Source organism: Stenotrophomonas sp. 71799_Sma (assembly GCF_056482505.1).
In genome coordinates, this window is record NZ_CM151202.1 from 1,914,666 (window position 1) to 1,931,997 (window position 17,332).

Annotated in this window: 15 protein-coding genes; 8 read left to right on the plus strand and 7 right to left on the minus strand. The window is 66.4% G+C overall.

Annotated elements, in window-relative coordinates; translation table 11 throughout:
- Positions 1-554: 554 nt before the first annotated feature.
- From ACZK4Z_RS08930 to ACZK4Z_RS08940, 3 genes are all read right to left on the minus strand, one after another.
- On the minus strand, positions 555-1,763 hold the full coding sequence (locus tag ACZK4Z_RS08930; protein ID WP_478451368.1) for an acetyl-CoA C-acyltransferase: 1,209 nt from the start codon (positions 1,761-1,763) through the stop codon (positions 555-557).
- A 91-nt stretch (positions 1,764-1,854) separates the two neighbouring features.
- Complete coding sequence (locus ACZK4Z_RS08935; RefSeq protein ID WP_180836855.1) at positions 1,855-4,227, minus strand: 3-hydroxyacyl-CoA dehydrogenase/enoyl-CoA hydratase family protein; 2,373 nt, start codon at positions 4,225-4,227, stop codon at positions 1,855-1,857.
- A gap of 39 nt (positions 4,228-4,266) precedes the next feature.
- Positions 4,267-4,920 (minus strand): TetR/AcrR family transcriptional regulator, encoded by a 654-nt coding sequence (locus tag ACZK4Z_RS08940; RefSeq protein WP_006431024.1) that lies wholly within the window; start codon positions 4,918-4,920, stop codon positions 4,267-4,269.
- A gap of 325 nt (positions 4,921-5,245) precedes the next feature.
- Here ACZK4Z_RS08940 and ndk point away from each other — a divergent pair, with 325 nt between their 5' ends.
- The 7 genes from ndk to der all read left to right on the plus strand — a co-directional run bounded on the left by ndk (position 5,246) and on the right by der (position 11,877).
- The gene (gene ndk / locus ACZK4Z_RS08945; RefSeq protein ID WP_008265389.1) at positions 5,246-5,671 is read left to right on the plus strand and encodes a nucleoside-diphosphate kinase; all 426 of its coding nucleotides are present in this window, start codon (positions 5,246-5,248) and stop codon (positions 5,669-5,671) included.
- 10 nt (positions 5,672-5,681) lie between these two features.
- Positions 5,682-6,887 carry a dual-specificity RNA methyltransferase RlmN gene (gene rlmN, locus ACZK4Z_RS08950; RefSeq protein ID WP_005409296.1) on the plus strand — a complete coding sequence of 402 codons (1,206 nt, stop codon included), beginning with the start codon at positions 5,682-5,684 and terminating at the stop codon, positions 6,885-6,887.
- Positions 6,874-7,659 (plus strand): type IV pilus biogenesis/stability protein PilW, encoded by a 786-nt coding sequence (pilW, locus tag ACZK4Z_RS08955; RefSeq protein ID WP_032130491.1) that lies wholly within the window; start codon positions 6,874-6,876, stop codon positions 7,657-7,659. Before rlmN ends, pilW begins: the two co-directional genes overlap by 14 nt.
- Positions 7,660-7,677: 18 nt before the next feature.
- Positions 7,678-8,550, plus strand: coding sequence for a RodZ domain-containing protein (locus ACZK4Z_RS08960; protein WP_189719610.1), 873 nt, complete (start codon positions 7,678-7,680; stop codon positions 8,548-8,550).
- A 65-nt stretch (positions 8,551-8,615) separates the two neighbouring features.
- A complete protein-coding gene (locus ACZK4Z_RS08965; protein WP_478451370.1) occupies positions 8,616-9,254 on the plus strand; it encodes a YfgM family protein in 639 nt (212 codons plus the stop codon).
- Positions 9,254-10,462, plus strand: a complete 1,209-nt coding sequence (gene bamB, locus ACZK4Z_RS08970) for an outer membrane protein assembly factor BamB (RefSeq protein WP_121503076.1) — start codon at positions 9,254-9,256, stop codon at positions 10,460-10,462. Before ACZK4Z_RS08965 ends, bamB begins: the two co-directional genes overlap by 1 nt.
- 17 nt (positions 10,463-10,479) lie before the next feature.
- Positions 10,480-11,877, plus strand: a complete 1,398-nt coding sequence (gene der, locus ACZK4Z_RS08975; RefSeq protein ID WP_049453247.1) for a ribosome biogenesis GTPase Der — start codon at positions 10,480-10,482, stop codon at positions 11,875-11,877.
- A 307-nt stretch (positions 11,878-12,184) separates the two neighbouring features.
- On the opposite strand, the gene ACZK4Z_RS08980 is transcribed toward der, so the two are convergent.
- From ACZK4Z_RS08980 to ACZK4Z_RS08995, 4 genes are all read right to left on the minus strand, one after another.
- Positions 12,185-13,402, minus strand: coding sequence for an amidase family protein (locus ACZK4Z_RS08980; protein ID WP_478451371.1), 1,218 nt, complete (start codon positions 13,400-13,402; stop codon positions 12,185-12,187).
- A 139-nt stretch (positions 13,403-13,541) separates the two neighbouring features.
- A complete protein-coding gene (locus ACZK4Z_RS08985) occupies positions 13,542-14,324 on the minus strand; it encodes a lysine transporter LysE (protein WP_478451372.1) in 783 nt (260 codons plus the stop codon).
- 94 nt (positions 14,325-14,418) lie between these two features.
- Positions 14,419-15,048 carry a LysE family translocator gene (locus ACZK4Z_RS08990; RefSeq protein ID WP_329892095.1) on the minus strand — a complete coding sequence of 210 codons (630 nt, stop codon included), beginning with the start codon at positions 15,046-15,048 and terminating at the stop codon, positions 14,419-14,421.
- Positions 15,049-15,122: 74 nt separating this feature from the next.
- Positions 15,123-15,938 carry a helix-turn-helix domain-containing protein gene (locus tag ACZK4Z_RS08995; RefSeq protein WP_478451373.1) on the minus strand — a complete coding sequence of 272 codons (816 nt, stop codon included), beginning with the start codon at positions 15,936-15,938 and terminating at the stop codon, positions 15,123-15,125.
- An 89-nt stretch (positions 15,939-16,027) separates the two neighbouring features.
- Here ACZK4Z_RS08995 and moeB point away from each other — a divergent pair, with 89 nt between their 5' ends.
- Positions 16,028-17,164 carry a molybdopterin-synthase adenylyltransferase MoeB gene (moeB, locus tag ACZK4Z_RS09000; protein ID WP_478451375.1) on the plus strand — a complete coding sequence of 379 codons (1,137 nt, stop codon included), beginning with the start codon at positions 16,028-16,030 and terminating at the stop codon, positions 17,162-17,164.
- Positions 17,165-17,332 lie beyond the last annotated feature (168 nt).

Below are 17,332 nucleotides of genomic sequence, written 5' to 3' on the forward strand. Positions count from 1 at the left end.
TTGCAGGACACGCCGTAAACCCGTCCATGGGGGCTCGGTCGCCGCATCCATGCGGCGAACGGTCCTGCAAAGGCCCACCCGCCCCGCCTGTCATGTTTCCTGCGGGCGCGGACGGGAAGGGCGGAATCAAAGGCAAAAACAGAAACGAAAAAGGCAGCCAATGGCTGCCTTTTCCGTTTCCGCGAGCATCCACGCATGGCGTGGCTCTACTGCCCTTGCCTTTGCTCACTCCTCCGCCGGGGGAGGCTGGAAGGGCCGGGTCGGCAGGGCTGCCCGGGACCGTTGGCGCCATGGGCCCAAGGCATGCCTTGGGCGGGTTGGGCAGGACGCCCAACCCCGGTCTTGCCGTGTGCGCAGGACAGCGCACACCAGCAAGGCGCCATCGAGCCCCCAGGGGTGAGGGCGCTTTGCTTGCGAAGCACCGCTTCGCAAGCGCCCGAACGCACAGCCGCCAGCGGCTGGGCCGGACCCCGGAGGGGGGTTCACGGCGTGTCCCGGGCAGCCCTGCCGACCCGGCCCACGCCATGAAGCCCAACGAGGCAACGCTTTGAACCTTACAGCGCCTCGAAAATACCCGCTGCGCCCATGCCGGTGCCGATGCACATCGTCACCATGCCGTACTTCTGCTGGCGACGGCGCAGGCCGTGCAGCAGGGTCGCGGTACGGATCGCGCCGGTCGCACCGAGCGGGTGGCCCAGGGCAATCGCGCCACCCAGCGGGTTGACCTTGTTCGGGTCCAGGCCGCAATCGCGGATCACCGCCAGCGACTGCGCGGCGAACGCTTCGTTCAGCTCAATCCAGTCCAGCTGGTCCTGGGTCAGGCCGGCCTGCTTCAGTGCCTTCGGGATCGCGGCAATCGGGCCGATGCCCATCACTTCCGGGCGCACGCCGGCCACCGAGAAGCTGACGAAACGGGCCAGCGGGGTCAGGCCGTAATCCTTGATCGCCTGTTCCGAGGCCAGCAGCACGGCACCGGCGCCGTCGCTCATCTGCGACGAGTTGCCAGCAGTGACGGTGCCGCCGAACTGGCCGTTGCGGAACACCGGGCGCAGCTTGGCCAGGCCTTCGGCCGAGGAATCCGGGCGCGGGCCTTCGTCGGTGTCGGCGATCTTGTTGCGGGTGATGATGCGCTGGCCATCGGCCAGGTCCGGCAGGTGCGAGACGATCTCGTACGGGCTGATCTCGTCCTTGAAGTCGCCGTTCTGGATCGCGGCCATGGCCTTCTGGTGCGAGGCCAGGGCGAAGGCGTCCTGGTCTTCGCGCGAGACCTTCCACTCTTCGGCGACCTTCTCGGCGGTGATGCCCATGCCGTAGGCGATGGCGACGTGGTCGTTGTCGAACACGCTCGGCGCCATGGCGATCTTGTTGCCCATCATCGGCACCATCGACATCGATTCGGTGCCACCGGCCAGCATCAGGTCGGCATTGCCCAGGCGGATTGCGTCGGCGGCCTGCGCCACGGCCTGCAGGCCGGAGGAGCAGAAGCGGTTCACGGTCTGCGCCGCGATGGTGTTCGGCAGGCCGGCCAGCAGCACGCCGATGCGCGCCACGTTCATGCCCTGCTCGGCTTCCGGCATGGCGCAGCCGATGATCGCGTCATCGATGCGGTTGACGTCCACGCCCGGGGCCTGGGCGACGACGCTGCGCAGCACGTGCGCAAGCATGTCGTCGGGGCGGGTGTTGCGGAACATGCCCTTGGGCGCCTTGCCAACCGGGGTACGGGTGGCGGCGACGATGTAGGCGTCCTGGATTTGCTTGGTCATTGCAGTGATCTCTCGAATAGGTTTTGTAGAGTCGAGCCATGCTCGACTGCCACAGCAGGTGGTGCCGGCCGCAGCCGGCACCCGCCATCAATCAGTTACGCAGCGGCTTGCCGGTCTTCAGCATGTGCGCGATGCGGGCCTGGGTCTTTTCCTGCTGGGCCAGTTCGACGAAGTGCTTGCGCTCCAGGGTCAGCAGCCACTCTTCGTCCACCAGGGTGCCGCGGTCGACCTTGCCACCGCACAGCACGGTGGCGATGCGCTCGGCGATCTCGTAGTCGTACGGGCTGATGAAACGGCCTTCCAGCATGTTGACCAGCATCATCTTGAAGGTGGCGATACCCACGTCGCCGGCCACCTGGATGCGGCGTGCCGGCAGCGGCGGACGGTAGCCCGCTTCGGCCAGGGCGCGCGCTTCGGCCTTGGCGATGTGCAGGGCCTCGTAGCTGTTGAACACCACCTTGTCGGTGCTGCGCAGCAGGCCCAGTTCCTTGGCGTTGACCGCCGAGTTGGAGACCTTGGCCATCGCCACGGTTTCGAAGGTCTTCTTCAGTTCGGCGAACACGTCACCGCCCGGGCCAGCGGCCTGCGAGGCGCGCACGGCCAGTTCCTTGAGGCCACCACCGGCCGGCAGCAGGCCGACGCCGGCCTCGACCAGGCCGATGTAGCTTTCCAGGAAGGCCACGGTCTTGGCGCTGTGCATCTGGAACTCGCAGCCACCACCCAGCGCCAGGCCACGCACGGCAGCCACCACCGGCACCAGCGAGTACTTGATGCGCTGGCTGGTGCGCTGGAAGTTGGCGACCATCTCTTCGAACTGGTCGACCTTGCCGGCCTGCAGCAGGCCGAGCGCACCGGCCAGGTCGGCACCGGCGGAGAAGGGTTCCTTCTGCTGCCAGATCACCAGACCCTGGAAGTTCTTTTCGGCAAGTGACACGCATTCCTGCAGGCCGTCGAGCACGTGGTCGGACACGGTGTTCATCTTGGTCTTGAAGCTGACCACGGCGATGCCATCACCGTCGTGCCACATGCGTAGGCCGTCGTTCTCGAACACGGTCTCGCCCGGCGCGAACTTCTCGCCCAGCAGCGGATCCGGGAAGCGCTGGCGCTGATACACCGGCAGCGACGAGCGCGGCAGCTTGGCGTTGCGCGACGGGCTGTAGCTGCCTTCGGCGGCGTGCACGCCGTCGCGGCCATCGAACACCCAGTCCGGCAGCGGGGCGTTGCTCATGCTCTTGCCGGCGACGATGTCATCGGCAATCCACTGCGCCACCTGCTTCCAGCCGGCGGCCTGCCAGGTTTCGAACGGGCCCAGCGACCAGCCGTAGCCCCAGCGGATGGCCAGGTCGACGTCGCGCGCGGTTTCGGCGATGTCGGCCAGATGGTAGGCGCTGTAGTGGAACAGGTCGCGGAAGGTCGCCCACAGGAACTGCGCCTGCGGGTGCTGGCTTTCGCGCAGCTTGGCGAATTTCTCGGCCGGGTTCTTGATCTTCAGGATCTCGACCACTTCCGGTGCGGCGGCGCGGTCGGCCGGACGGTAGTCCTGCTTCTCCAGGTCCAGCACCACAATGTCCTTGCCGACCTTGCGGAAGATGCCGGCGCCGGTCTTCTGGCCCAGCGCGCCCTTGGCGATCAGCGCGTCCAGCCACTTCGGCGACTTGAAGAATTCATGCCACGGGTCGTTGGGCAGGGTGTCGCCCATGGTCTTGATGACGTGGGCCATGGTGTCCAGGCCGACCACGTCGGAGGTGCGGTAGGTGGCCGACTTCGGGCGGCCGACCAGCGGGCCGGTCAGGCCGTCCACTTCATCGAAGCCCAGGCCGAACTGCTGGGTGTGGTGGATGGTGGACAGGATCGAGAACACGCCGATGCGGTTGCCGATGAAGTTCGGGGTGTCCTTGGCGTACACCACGCCCTTGCCCAAAGTGGTGACCAGGAATTCTTCCAGGCCTTCCAGCACGGCGGCGTCGGTGGTGGTGGCCGGGATCAGCTCGGCCAGGTGCATGTAGCGCGGCGGGTTGAAGAAGTGCACGCCGCAGAAGCGGTGGCGCAGCTGCTCGGGCAGCACGTCGGCCAGCTTGTTGATGCCCAGGCCCGAGGTGTTGGAGGCCAGCACCGCGTGGTCGGCCACGAACGGCGCGATCTTCTTGTACAGGTCCTGCTTCCAGTCCATGCGCTCGGCGATGGCCTCGATGATCAGGTCGCAGTCCTTCAGCTGCTCCAGGCCGGACTCGTAGTTGGCCGGGGTGATGGCTTCGGCCAGCGACTTGCTGGCCAGCGGCGCCGGGCTCAGCTTGCCCAGGTTGGCGATCGCCTTCAGCACGATGCCGTCAGCCGGACCCTCCTTGGCGGGCAGGTCGAACAGCACGGTGTCGACGCCAGCGTTGGTGAGGTGGGCGGCGATCTGGGCACCCATGACGCCGGCACCCAGCACGGCGGCGCGGCGGACTAGCAGGGAATTGGACATGGTGTAGGGCCTTTGTTGGTCAGCAGTTACTGGGTGGAATCAAGGGGAAGCGGGCAGGGCGCTGGCGCGTGCGGCGGCGCGGAACCCGGCTTCGGCGAAATGGATCAGTTCGTGGGCGGCATGGGCACGATGCGCCGCTTCGGTGACACCGGCGGGACGCTTGATCAGCCCGAAGTCGGCCATGGCATAGGTGAGCGAGCCGGCCAGGAAATCCAGGCGCCAGTACAGCTCTTCCTTGCTCAGGTCGGGGGCGCATTCGGCAATCGCCTTGCCGAACGCACGCAGCACGTGACCGTAGTGGTCGGACAGGAACTTGCGCAGGTTGTCGTTCTTCTCGGCGTAGGCGCGGGCGATCACGCGCACGAAGGCGCCGCCGTTCTGGCGGTCCTGGGCCAGCGCCAGTGCCGGCTCGACGAAGGCGGCCAGCACCGGGCGCAGCTGCCCGGGGTGTTCGCTGCGGGCGCGCTCGAGCTGCGCCAGGCGCGCGCCGGTCATCTCGTCCATGCGGCGGCGGAACACCTCGTTGACCAGGTTTTCCTTGGAGCCGAAGTGGTAGTTGACCGCAGCGATGTTGACGTCGGCCTGGCTGGTCACCTGGCGCAGCGAAGTGCCGGCGAAGCCGTGCTGTGCGAACAGCTCCTCGGCCGCGCCGAGGATCCGGTCCTTGGTCGAGAAGTGGGCGGGTTTGGCCATCGGCGGGCGGACCTTAATCAAACGATTGTTTGATACTAGGACCAGACGGTAGCGTATGGCATTTTGCAGTGCAGCAAAAATGCCCGGACCGGTCAGATTTCACTCAGGTGGGTGAATGGGCGCAAAGGGTAGTGCCGGCCGCTGGCCGGCAACCGCAGGCAGCCCGTGAGGCGCCAGCCTGCCGGCCAGCGGCCGGCACTACCACCCTGCCGCTTTATCTTTTACAATTCGCCTACGTTTATCAGGCTAAGCCCGCGTCCCGACGCGGGTTTTTTTCATGTTACCCTTCGGGCCATCAGCGGCCCGATTCCATTGGAGACATCCCATGGCGCTGGAGCGCACCCTTTCGATCATCAAGCCGGACGCCGTTGCCAAGAACGTCATCGGCGAAATCTACGCCCGCTTCGAGAAGGCCGGCCTGAAGGTCGTGGCCGCCAAGTACAAGCAGCTGTCGCGCCGTGAAGCCGAAGGCTTCTACGCCGTGCACCGCGAGCGTCCGTTCTTCAACGCGCTGGTCGAGTTCATGATCTCCGGCCCGGTGATGATCCAGGCCCTGGAAGGCGAGAACGCCGTCCTGGCCCACCGCGACCTGCTGGGCGCCACCAACCCGAAGGAAGCCGCTGCGGGCACCATCCGCGCCGACTTCGCCGAATCCATCGATGCCAACGCCGCCCACGGCTCGGACTCGGTCGAGAATGCCGCGATTGAAATCGCCTACTTCTTCGCCGCCACCGAAGTCGTTTCGCGCTGAGAGTAATGCCGTGAACGAGGTCGTACAGTCCCCCGCCATCCAGCCGCTGCCGAAGTCGGCACCCACGGCTGGCAAGCAGAACCTGCTCGACCTCGATCGCGCGGGCCTGGAGAAGTTTTTCGTCGAGGTTCTCGGCGAGAAGAAGTTCCGTGCCCATCAGGTGATGAAGTGGATCCACCATCGCTACGTCACCGATTTCGATGAAATGACCGACCTCGGCAAGGTCCTGCGCGCCAAGCTGCAGGCCCATGCCGAGGTGCTGGTTCCCAACATCGTGTTCGACAAGCCCTCCGCCGACGGCACCCACAAGTGGCTGCTGGCGATGGGCGTGGATGGCAAGAACGCCATCGAGACCGTGTACATCCCGGACAAGACCCGCGGCACGCTGTGCGTGTCCTCGCAGGTCGGTTGCGGCCTGAACTGCACGTTCTGCTCCACTGCCACCCAGGGCTTCAACCGCAATCTGACCACCGCCGAGATCATCGGCCAGGTGTGGGTTGCCGCACGCCACCTGGGCAACGTGCCGCACCAGATGCGCCGCCTCACCAACGTGGTGATGATGGGCATGGGCGAGCCGCTGATGAATTTCGACAACGTCGTGCGCGCCATGAGCGTGATGCGCGACGACCTGGGCTACGGCCTGGCCAACAAGCGCGTGACCCTGTCGACCTCCGGCCTGGTGCCGCAGATCGACCGCCTGTCTGCCGAAAGCGACGTGTCTCTGGCGGTGTCGCTGCATGCGCCGAACGACGCGCTGCGCGAGACGCTGGTGCCGCTCAACAAGAAGTATCCGATCGCCGAGCTGATGGCCTCGTGCGCACGCTACCTGCGCGCCAACAAGCGCCGCGAATCGGTCACCTTCGAATACACCCTGATGAAGGGCATCAACGACAAGCCCGAGCATGCCCGCGAGCTGGCCCGCCTGATGCGCCAGTTCGACAACGCGGTGCAGGCCAAGGATTCGGGCAAGGTCAACCTGATTCCGTTCAACCCGTTCCCGGGCACCCGCTACGAGCGTTCGGAAGAAGCGCACATCCGTGCCTTCCAGAAGATCCTGCTCGACAGCAACGTGCTGACCATGGTCCGCCGCACCCGTGGCGACGACATCGACGCCGCCTGTGGCCAGCTCAAGGGCCAGGTGATGGACCGCACCCGCCGCCAGGCGGAGTTCAACAAGACGCTGCAGGCGGGGAAGGGGAGCGATGCCGCGGCCTGACCGCCTCTGGCTGGTTCTGTTCGCAGGCATGCTGGCCGTTGCGGTCGGCGGCTGCAAATCCCATCCCAAGGCCAAGCTGGGCCCCAGCGAGGCGCCGGTCTACTCGGTCCGTGATCCGGACAGCGTGCGGCGCCAGGTGCGCCTGCAGGACCTGCTGGCCCTGGCCGCCCGCGACATGCAGGTGGGCAACCTCGATGCGGCCGAGCGCAAGGCGCGCGAGGCGCTGAAGCTGGCCCCCGAGTCGCCCGATGCGCTGGTGCTGCTGGCCGGCATCGACGAGCGCCGTGGCCGGACCCAGCAGGCTGGCGAGAGCTTCCGCAGGGCTGCCGAGCAGGCGCCGCAGCGCGGGGACATCCTCAACAATTACGGCGCGTGGCTGTGCCAGCAGGGCCGGCCGGCCGAGTCGCTGGTCTGGTTCGATCGTGCGCTGCAGGCGCCGGGCTACGCCACGCCGGCCGAGTCCCAGGCCAATGCCGGGGGCTGTGCGCTGGATGCCGGCCAGTTCGAACGTGCCGAGCGCGACCTGCGTGCGGCGCTGGCAACGCTGCCGGGAAACCCGGTCGCGCTGGAGGCGATGGCCCAGCTCAGCTTCCGCCAGGGGCGCTTCATGGAGGCCCGGGCCTTCGCCGAACGTAGGATTGCGGCTGCACCCGCAACGCGTTCCGTGTTACAACTTGCGTCTCAAATCGAAGCGCGGCTGGGAGATCGGGCGGCATCTGACCGCTATCTTCAGCGCATTCGACAGGAATTTCCGCAGGAAGCGGGCTCCTAACTCCAGGGTTGATGCATTGTGATTGATGACCAGACTGTGAGCGCTCTCGAGACTGCGGCCGGCTGCGGCAGCCGCCTGCGCCAGGCCCGCGAGGCGGCCGGACTGACCCTCGAAGATGTCGGCTCGCGCCTGCGCATGCCGGTCCAGGTGGTCAGGTCGCTGGAAGAGGAACAATGGCAGAAGCTGGGGGCGCCGGTGTTCGTGCGCGGCCAGCTGCGCAGCTACGCGCGCCTGCTGGACGTGGATGTGAGCCAGCTGCTGGAGCAGGCCCAGGTCGGCCCGGTGGTTCCACCCACCCTGGTCAGCCATACCCACACCCCGCGTGCGCGCCGCATTGCCGAGAATCTCGGCCGTCGCGTGCTGTATGTCGGTATCACCGCGGTGCTGGCGGTGCCGGTGTGGTTCGCCACCCGTGGTCATTTTGACGGCAGTGCGACGCCGTCGCCGAACACCGCTTCGCTGGACGCGATCCCGGCCGCTGTGCCGGTGACCCCGTCTGCCGCCGGCGTCGAGCCGGCTGCCGTGGCTGACGTGGCGAGCGCCCCGGCCAGCAAGCCGGCCGCCACCCCGTACGTAGCCTCGCTGGCCCCGGTGCCGCGTTCAGCCCCGGCACCAGCGGCTGCCGCCAACACGCTGGACATGCAGTTCAGCGGCGACAGCTGGGTCGATATCGGCGGCCCGGACGGCGCTACCGTCGAGAAGGCGCTGATCAAATCCGGCGAGAGCCGCAGCTTCACGCCGGGCCAGGTGACCCGGGTGACCCTGGGCAACGCCTCGGCGGTCCAGGTTCAGCAGAACGGCGCTATCGTCGATCTGACCCCCTACCAGCGAGCCAACGTGGCACGCTTTCAGGTATCCTCTGAAGGCTCCGTAGTCCCGGTTTCGCACTGAGGCGCGGTTTCACCACCTTCGATTAATCCCAATGGTCCCTCCCGATGGGCGGGGCGAGAGTACGCATGGCGATCGACGATCTGCTCGACGAGCACGAACAAAGTGAACGCGTCCGCAGCTGGCTGCGGAAGAATGGCGCCAGCATCCTCGGTGGCGTAGTCATCGCCATCGGTGCCATTGCCGGCTGGCAGTGGTACCAGAAGGATCAGGGCGGCAAGCTGGCCTCGGCCAATGTCGAGTACCAGAAGGCGCTCGTTGGCCTGCAGCAGAACAAGCTCGACGACGCCTCCAAGGCGGTCAAGGCGCTCGAAGCCGGCCCGTCCAGCATCTACGGCGACCTCGCGGCGCTGCAGCTGGCCAAGGCCCAGGTCGACGCCGGCAAGAACGAAGAAGCCCTGGCCACCCTGCGCGCCGTGAAGGTCGAAGGTGACCTGCAGCGCGTGGTCGACCAGCGTGTGGCCCGCCTGCTGGTGGCCACCGGCAAGAGTGACGAGGCGATCAAGCTGCTGGGCAGCGCCACCGACAGCAGCAGCCTGGAAATCCATGGCGACGCGCTGATGGCGCAGGGCAAGCGTGATGACGCCCGAGGCCAGTACGAGAAAGCGCTGAAGTCGCTGGACGTGGCAGCGCCGCAGCGGCGCCTGCTGGAAACCAAGGTTATGGACGCCGGCGGCACCGTTGCCGCCCCTGCGGAGTCGGTTTGATGAGTCAGAAGGTCATGATCACCCGCGTCGCCACCGTGCTCCTGATGGGCATGGCCCTGACCGGCTGCAGCACCGTGAAGGGCTGGTTCGCCGGCAAGGACGCGGCCGCGAAGAAGGCACAGGAACCGGCTGAGCTGGTCAAGTTCGAGCCGACCCTGAAGGTCAACAAGGCCTGGTCGGTCAACCTCGGCAAGGGCGAGCGCCGCATCGGCGTGCGCCAGGGCCCGGCCGTTGCCAACGGCCACGTATTCGCTGCGGCACTCACCGGTGGCGTGCACGCCATCGACCTGCAGACCGGCAAGAAGGTCTGGACCTGGGAGCCGAAGAAGGAAAAGAAGAAGGCCAAGCTGCGCCTGTCCGGCGGCCCGGGGGTCGGTGAGAACCTGGTCGTGATCGGCACGCTCGATGGCCAGGTCATCGCCCTGGACATCAACGACGGCAGCGAGAAGTGGCGCGCCCGTGTTCCGGGTGAAGTCATCGCCGCGCCGGCCATCGCCCAGGGCGCGGTCTACGTGCGCAGCAATGACGGCCGCATCACCGCGTTCGATGCCGGCAACGGCACCCAGAAGTGGTTCAACCCGAGCGAGCTGCCGGCGCTGACCGTGCGTGGCAACGCGCCGGTGGTGACCGGCCCGGGCGTGCTGTTCATCGGCAAGGACGAGGGCGCGGTTGCCGCCCTGGCCCAGCAGGATGGCCGCACCCTGTGGGAACAGAATGTGGGCAACGGTGAAGGCCGTACCGAGCTGGAGCGCATGGCCGATGTCGACGGCGCGCCGGTGCTGGATGGCAACACCCTGTTCGTGAGCAGCTTCAAGAACCAGACGATGGCCATCGAAGGCCCGACCGGTCGCCCGCTGTGGGCGCGCGACCATGGCGGTGCCGGTGGCGTGGCGGTCTCGTCTGGCAATGTGTTCGTCACCGACAACAAGGGCGGCGTGTTCGGCCTGGACAAGGCCAGCGGTGCGGCGATGTGGTCGCAGACCGCACTGGCCCGTCGCTCGCTGACCGGCCCGGCACTGCACGGCGACTACGTCGTGGTCGGCGACTACAAGGGATACGTGCACTGGCTGCAGACCTCCGATGGTGCGATGGCGGCACGGGCAAAGAGCGGCGGTGACGCCCTGCTGGCCCAGCCAATCGTCGTAGACGGGGTGCTGCTGGTGCAGAACGTTGATGGCAAGCTGACCGCCTTCCGGTTGGCAAATTAAAAATTGGAGTAATCGCGATGCTGCCTTTGGTCGCCCTGGTTGGACGGCCGAATGTCGGCAAGTCGACTATTTTCAATGCGCTTACGCGCACCCGTGACGCGCTGGTCCATGACCAGCCCGGCGTCACCCGCGACCGCAACTACGGTGTCTGCCGTCTGGACGAGGACAATCATTTCCTCGTCGTCGACACCGGCGGTATCGCGGAAGAGGAAGAGGGTCTGGCAGGGGCTACCACCCGCCAGGCCCGCGCCGCTGCGGCGGAAGCCGACCTGATCCTGTTCGTGGTCGATGCCCGTGAGGGCACCTCGGCGATGGACGACGAGATCCTGGCCTGGCTGCGCAAGCTGTCGCGCCCGACGCTGCTGCTGATCAACAAGATCGACGGCACCGACGAGGACACCGTGCGTTCGGAGTTCGCCCGCTACGGCTTCGGCGAGATGCTGACCGTGTCGGCCGCGCATCGCCAGGGCCTTGACGACCTGCTGGACGAAGTGGTCCAGCGCCTGCCGGAAGAAGGCAGCGGCGAAGAGCTGGACAACGATCCGAACCGCATCCGCATCGCCTTCGTCGGCCGCCCGAACGTGGGCAAGTCGACGCTGGTCAACCGCATCCTCGGCGAGGAGCGCATGATCGCCTCCGACGTGCCGGGCACCACCCGCGACTCGATCGCCGTGGACCTGGAGCGTGATGGCCGCGAGTACCGCCTGATCGACACCGCCGGCCTGCGCCGTCGTTCGCGCGTGGACGAGGTCGTCGAGAAGTTCTCGGTGGTCAAGACCATGCAGTCGATCGAGCAGTGCCAGGTGGCCGTGCTGATGCTCGACGCCACCGAAGGCGTGACCGACCAGGACGCCACCGTGCTCGGTGCCGTGCTCGACGCCGGCCGCGCGCTGGTGATCGCCATCAACAAGTGGGATGGCCTGACCGAGTACCAGCGCGAGCAGGCCGAAACCATGCTGTCGCTGAAGCTGGGCTTCGTGCCGTGGGCCGAGTCCGTGCGCATCTCGGCCAAGCATGGCTCGGGCCTGCGTGAGCTGTTCCGTGCGGTGCACCGCGCGCACGAATCGGCGAACAAGACCTTCACCACCAGCGAAGTGAACAAGGCGCTGGAAGTGGCGTACGAGACCAACCCGCCACCGACCATCCGCGGCCATGTCTCCAAGCTGCGTTACGTGCACCCGGCCGGGGCCAACCCGCCGACCTTCATCGTGCACGGCACGCGCCTGAAGGAGCTGCAGGAATCGTACAAGCGCTACCTGGAGAACTTCTTCCGCAAGCGCTTCAAGCTGATCGGCACGCCGGTGAGCTTCATCTTCCGCGAGGGCACCAACCCGTACGAGGGCAAGAAGAACGTCCTCACCGAGCGGCAGGTCAAGGCCAAGCGGCGCTTGATGAAGCACGTCAAGGGCAAGTGATGCAGAGAAAGGCGGCCGCAGGGCCGCCTTTTTCGTTTGTGGTAGTGCCGGCCGCTGGCCGGCAATCCCCCGTGTTCGCAGATACCGGTCGAGGCGGTCCGGCGCCCCGTGCCCGACAATATGGCCACGAGCATCGAAGAGCTTTCCCCCGCGTAGGCGTGTGAGCGCCTGGCCTACGGCGCCGCGATGATTGATGTGCGCTAGGCGGTCGCTGGGGGACCTACCTCAATGTGGAACTCGACGAGAGGACCTTTCAGCGACGGGATTTGGGTATGGACGCTTCTTTATGGCCAGGACTGGATTCGACTTATGCAGTTCCTTCTGTCATCTGCCTGGCTGAGGCCAGCACGAATTCATCCTGATAGTGACCGGCGGCAACAGAGAGTCCAACCGGGCAATTGTCGACAGTCAGCAACGGCATGGAAATCTCGGGCAGCCGCGCGACACCGGAAAAGGCGGTGATCGCCATTGTCCTATCGTAGAAGTCCAGCACGGCCTCCAGCGTCGTCAGCGATCCCTTGAGGGGGGCAATGACAGGCGTCGTGGGGAAGCAGATGACGGTTCCGGGCATGAGGAAAGCATTGATCCTCTCGAAGAACCATTCGCAGCGGGTGATGCTGTCGAGTGCGGTAAGCCGGTCGAACGATTGCACATTTCCATACGCCATGGAGAAGGCAAAGCCAAGCTCGGGCTTGTGTGTTTCGATCCAGCTGCCAATCGTGCTCTGGAATTCGGCCGTCTGCAGATTCCGAAGCGCCTTCACATTGCAATCGACTAACGGAACGTCCGCGCCGACGATCTGCGAGAAGCGGACTGTCTCCGGCTCGATGCCTGTGCGGGTGGCGATCGCCTGCAAGGCGGCCTCCGCCTGGTTTCTCACTGCTTCGTCAGCAATGTCCAGCGCATCGGCGAGGACCAGGATACGTCGCAGCGGCGCCGGCTGGCTTGAGCTGCTGCGCAGCAAAACCCGTGTCGCTGCATCAAGCAGGTTCAATGATGCAGCAACGACGCCCACCGTGCTGACGCTCGGCATGAAGGGCAGCACGCCGGCTTCGGAAATCCGGTGCAGGGATGGGCGCATGCCCCAGATGCCGCACAGGCTCGCAGGAACACGGATCGAGCCGCCCGAATCGGTGCCGATGGAGAAATCGGCTACGCCATTGGCGACCGACGCTGCCGATCCACTTGAAGAGCCGCCGGGAATGCGATCTGGAGCCCTGGCATTCACCGGCGTGCCGAAGAATTGGCTTTCGCCATCGAGGCTATACGTGAATTCGTCCGCGACGACCTTGCCCACGCAGCGCGCGCCCGCAGCCAATACCTGATCGACGCAAAGCGCATTGAGCTTCGGCGCAGGATGCCTGGCCCGCCAGGCCGGGCTGCCATAGGAGGTCTTATGACCCGCCAGATCGATATTGTCCTTCACCGTGAAGGTTGTTCCCTCCAAAGGCCCTGCTCCAAGCGGTGCTATGTCGATCCTTTCGACGATCGAGCCGGACGGATCATCAGGGTAACTACTGTGCATGCTCATCTCGTGGTCGGTTCCGAAGCGTTGTGACGATTGTCCGTGCGAACATCGGCCTAATAGTATGAAACCCGAACGCTGCTGTTGCGGGCGCGCTGGGCGCGCCAGCCAGGCATGGGTTTGGTTCTCGATGTCTCGATCATGGCGGACTGCTGCGACGAGCGCGGCAATGAGGCAACGCGCATGGCATGCCTCGGCCGCGCCGCGATGTTGAAGCCGGTTGCACCTGGCTTGTGGCGGGGATCGATTCCGGCAGCTGCACCTGCCCCGTGATGCTTGCCCAGACCAGGGTCGTACCCAGTGCACCTGCCAGGTACGCCACCGACACCGCCCCGATCAGCAGGCCCGCGGCATGCTCCAGCCATGGAAGCAATCGGCAACACCCCTGTGCCCTGCGCGGGTGGCTGCCGAGCCACGCCATCAGCAGGCCGAGCGACAGCGCGACGCCACTCAGGCAGGCCACGTAGGCGGCCTGGGTGCCCGTGTCGGCGACGAGGCCGGTAACCAGGGCTGCAATCGCGAACTGCAGCATCCAGTTGCTGCTGCTGGCGAGCGCCAGCAGGCATCCTGCTTCGGCGTGCGGCCAACGGGAGCGGGCGCGCAGGCCCAAGGGCATCTGCAGGGAAAGCGGAGAGAACGGGGTCAAGCCGGCGTCGCGCAGGCACATGCCCGCCAGGCGCAGCAGCAGGAGGCAGCCCGCGCACTGCATCGCCAGCGTCCACAGGCCGCGGTTTCCCAGCATGCCCGCTGCAACGAAAGCCGTGGCGCAGATGACGCCCGTACCGGTGGCGATACCGAACGACGCGGCCATGGCGGCGTGCCCGCCCGCGCCCATTGCGGTGCGCAGGATCTTCGCGTGATTGGAAGCAGGCAGGAGCATGGCGAAGCCGTACAGCACCGCGACGATGAAGAACTGCTGCACGTAAACCTGCCACCGACCTACAGAAAGTGCCGAGTGTGGGTTGGTGCGGACGCGCCGTATTGAACGCTATTGCGACAGGCGCGAATCGCCGGCATCAGCCGGCCCACAGCGACACGACGATCCATAGCGCCAGTGCGATCATCAGAAGCCCTGCGGCCCGCTCCAGCCAGGGCAGGGCGCGTGCGAACCGACGCAGTACCCACGGGTGGCCGACCAGCGCGGCGACCAGCAGATCCCAAAGCAGGACGATGCCGAACATCCACGCGCCATAGAAGAATTTCGTTGCGGCGTTGGCCTGCGGGCCGTTGAGCATTGCCGCCAACGTTGCATAGAACAGCGCATTCTTCGGGTTCAGCAGCGCAGACAGGGCGCCCAGCCCTGCCGCCTTCCACCACCCGTGCGTATCGCCTGCGCGCGATTCCGCGGCAGGTGCCTGCAGCGTCGTCGAGCCCGCATGGCGCAGGAACAGCGTGCCGAGGTACAGCAGGAATCCGCAGCCCGCCAACTGCACCGCAATGAACCCTGCGCTGCCCGCGCGCAGCATGGCCATTCCAGTGAAAGCCGCCACGATGAAGACGCCGTTGCCAACGGCGATGCCTGCGCAGGCGCCACTGGCGGTGCGCCAGCCAGAGGTGATCGCGGTGCGTGCAACGAGGAAGAAATCGGGACCGGGTGATAGCAGGGCGAGAAAATGAACGGTGGCGATGATCAGGAACTGTTCCATCGGGTCCGGCGGCGGCTGGCTGGGGCGCCAGTCTGGGGATGTGCCGTGCGGTGGTATTGAACGTTATTGCAGGCTCAGCGCCGGTACTGGCCCGGGGTCGCACCGGCGTGGGCCTTGAAGACCCGCTGGAAATGACTCTGGTCGGCAAAGCCCAGTGCATGCGCGACCACGGCCAGTGCCTGGCCTTCGCACAACCGTCGGCGAGCCTCCTGGATGCGCTGGTCGATCTGCCAGGCGTGTGGGGTCAGGCCCGTGGCACGTCGGAAGGCGCGGATCAGCTGGTAGCGGCTCATGCCTGCCAGCGATGCCAGTTCCTGCAGGGCCGGGGTGTGTTCGAGCCGCTGGCGCAGAAGGTCCATCACCGGCTGCATCCGCTGCTGTAGTGCGGCATCTTCAGGTGGGCCGGCGACGGCTACACCATCGTGTTCATCCAGATCGCCGACGAACGCGATCAGGGCAGCTTCCTTGACGCTGACCGGATCGTCGGAGAACAGCGTCTGGTTGAGCTGGCAGTACTGCTGGTAGCGCGGGCGATGGTTGGAAATCCGGATCGGTTCCTGCTGCCAGTCGGGTTCGGGCAGGTCGTCATACTCGGCGCGGACCTCGGCCATCCAGCGCGCGTCCAGATGCAGCATCTGGTAGCTCCAGACCTGGCCGGGCAGGGGGTTGCAGGCGTGCACGCGGCCTGCAGGTACGCCGACCAGGCTGCCAGGCTGCAGCAGACGCGGTCCTTCCACAGCACCGGTGAACAGGCTGCTGCCGGCGTCCACGGCGCCGATCGAGAAGGTGTCATGGCTGTGCGGGCGATGGCAGGCGCGGCTGTCGCACGCCCGTCGGCTTTCGACGAAGGGCATGCGCGGGTCACGCCAGAATTCGGTGGCAGAGCGCATGCAGCGGTTCCGGGATGCAGGGAGCAACGCCCGCATGGTGCCATGTTCGGGGCAAGGCGCGTCGAGGGTGTCTGCGCGATAATGCGGCCATGAGCATCCAAGAGCTTTCCCCCGCGCAGGCGCGTGAACGCCTGGCCCACGGCGCCGTGCTGATCGATGTGCGCGAGACGCATGAACGGGCCGGGGGCATGGCCGAGGGCGCGCGTGGCGTGGCCAAGGGCGCGCTGCAGGCCGACCCGGCCGCGCATCTGCCAAAGCACGACCAGGAGATCCTGCTGATCTGCCAGAGCGGCAAGCGCTCGGCCGATGCCGCGCAGTTCCTGCTGGAGGCTGGATATACCAATGTGGCTTCCGTGAGCGGCGGCACCGTGGCCTGGCGCGAGCAGTCGCTGCCGCTGGTGCAGCCGCTGGCCAGCGCCGCCGACCGCGACTTCTACGACCGCTATTCGCGCCACCTGCTGCTGCCGCAGGTGGGCGAGGCTGGCCAGCGTACGCTGCAGCAGTCGCGCGTGCTGGTGCTGGGCGCGGGTGGCCTGGGCGCGCCGGCCGGTTTCTATCTGGCCGCAGCGGGGGTGGGGCACCTGCGCTTCGCCGACCATGACCGCGTGGAGCGCAGCAACCTGCACCGGCAGATCGTGCATACCGAAGCCAGCGTCGGCCAGCTCAAGGTCGATTCCGCGCGCGAGCGATTGCTGGCGCTGAACCCGTCGATCGAGGTCGAGGCGGTGCCGGAGCGGGTCACCTCCGAAAATGTGGATGCGCTGCTGGAGGGCGTGGACGTGGTGCTGGATGGTTCGGACAACTTCCCGCTGCGCTACCTGCTCAACGACGCCTGCATCAAGCACGCCGCGCCGCTGGTGTATGCCGCCATCGAGCGCTTTGACGGCCAGGTAAGCGTGTTCGATGCCGGCCGCCAGCGCGGCGTGGCGCCGTGCTACCGCTGTCTGTTCCCCGAGCCGCCGCCGCCGGAGTTCGCGCCGAACTGTTCCGAGGCCGGCGTGCTGGGTGTGCTGCCGGGATTGGCCGGCGTGCTGCAGGCCACCGAGGTGCTGAAGCTGCTGCTGGGCATCGGTGAGCCGCTGGTCGGCCGCCTGCTGCGCTTTGATGCGCTGGGCATGCGCTTCCGCGAGACCGGCATCCGGCCGGACCCGCATTGCCCGGTGTGCGCGCCGGGCGTGCCGTTCCCGGGGTATATCGACTACGCCGCGTTTTGCCGGGGCGGGTGAACCCGGCCGGGGATTCATCCACGCATGGCGTGGATCTACTAATGCTTCGGTAGATCCACGCCATGCGTGGATGGATGTATCGGGTTTCGGGATGATGCTGGGGGTCGCTCCTCACATCGTTCCACCTCCAAGACAATCCGGCGCAACATGCGTGCTATTGCCGTCATC

Coding starts and splice junctions, on each gene's coding strand:
- ACZK4Z_RS08980 (WP_478451371.1), bottom strand. CDS start 13,402: ATGCACAGTAGTTACCCTGATGATCCGTCCGGCTCGATCGTCGAAAGG.
- ndk (WP_008265389.1), top strand. CDS start 5,246: ATGGCGCTGGAGCGCACCCTTTCGATCATCAAGCCGGACGCCGTTGCC.
- ACZK4Z_RS08990 (WP_329892095.1), bottom strand. CDS start 15,048: ATGGAACAGTTCCTGATCATCGCCACCGTTCATTTTCTCGCCCTGCTA.
- ACZK4Z_RS08965 (WP_478451370.1), top strand. CDS start 8,616: ATGGCGATCGACGATCTGCTCGACGAGCACGAACAAAGTGAACGCGTC.
- der (WP_049453247.1), top strand. CDS start 10,480: ATGCTGCCTTTGGTCGCCCTGGTTGGACGGCCGAATGTCGGCAAGTCG.
- ACZK4Z_RS08940 (WP_006431024.1), bottom strand. CDS start 4,920: ATGGCCAAACCCGCCCACTTCTCGACCAAGGACCGGATCCTCGGCGCG.
- ACZK4Z_RS08995 (WP_478451373.1), bottom strand. CDS start 15,938: ATGCGCTCTGCCACCGAATTCTGGCGTGACCCGCGCATGCCCTTCGTC.
- bamB (WP_121503076.1), top strand. CDS start 9,254: ATGAGTCAGAAGGTCATGATCACCCGCGTCGCCACCGTGCTCCTGATG.
- ACZK4Z_RS08935 (WP_180836855.1), bottom strand. CDS start 4,227: ATGTCCAATTCCCTGCTAGTCCGCCGCGCCGCCGTGCTGGGTGCCGGC.
- pilW (WP_032130491.1), top strand. CDS start 6,874: ATGCCGCGGCCTGACCGCCTCTGGCTGGTTCTGTTCGCAGGCATGCTG.
- moeB (WP_478451375.1), top strand. CDS start 16,028: ATGAGCATCCAAGAGCTTTCCCCCGCGCAGGCGCGTGAACGCCTGGCC.
- ACZK4Z_RS08930 (WP_478451368.1), bottom strand. CDS start 1,763: ATGACCAAGCAAATCCAGGACGCCTACATCGTCGCCGCCACCCGTACC.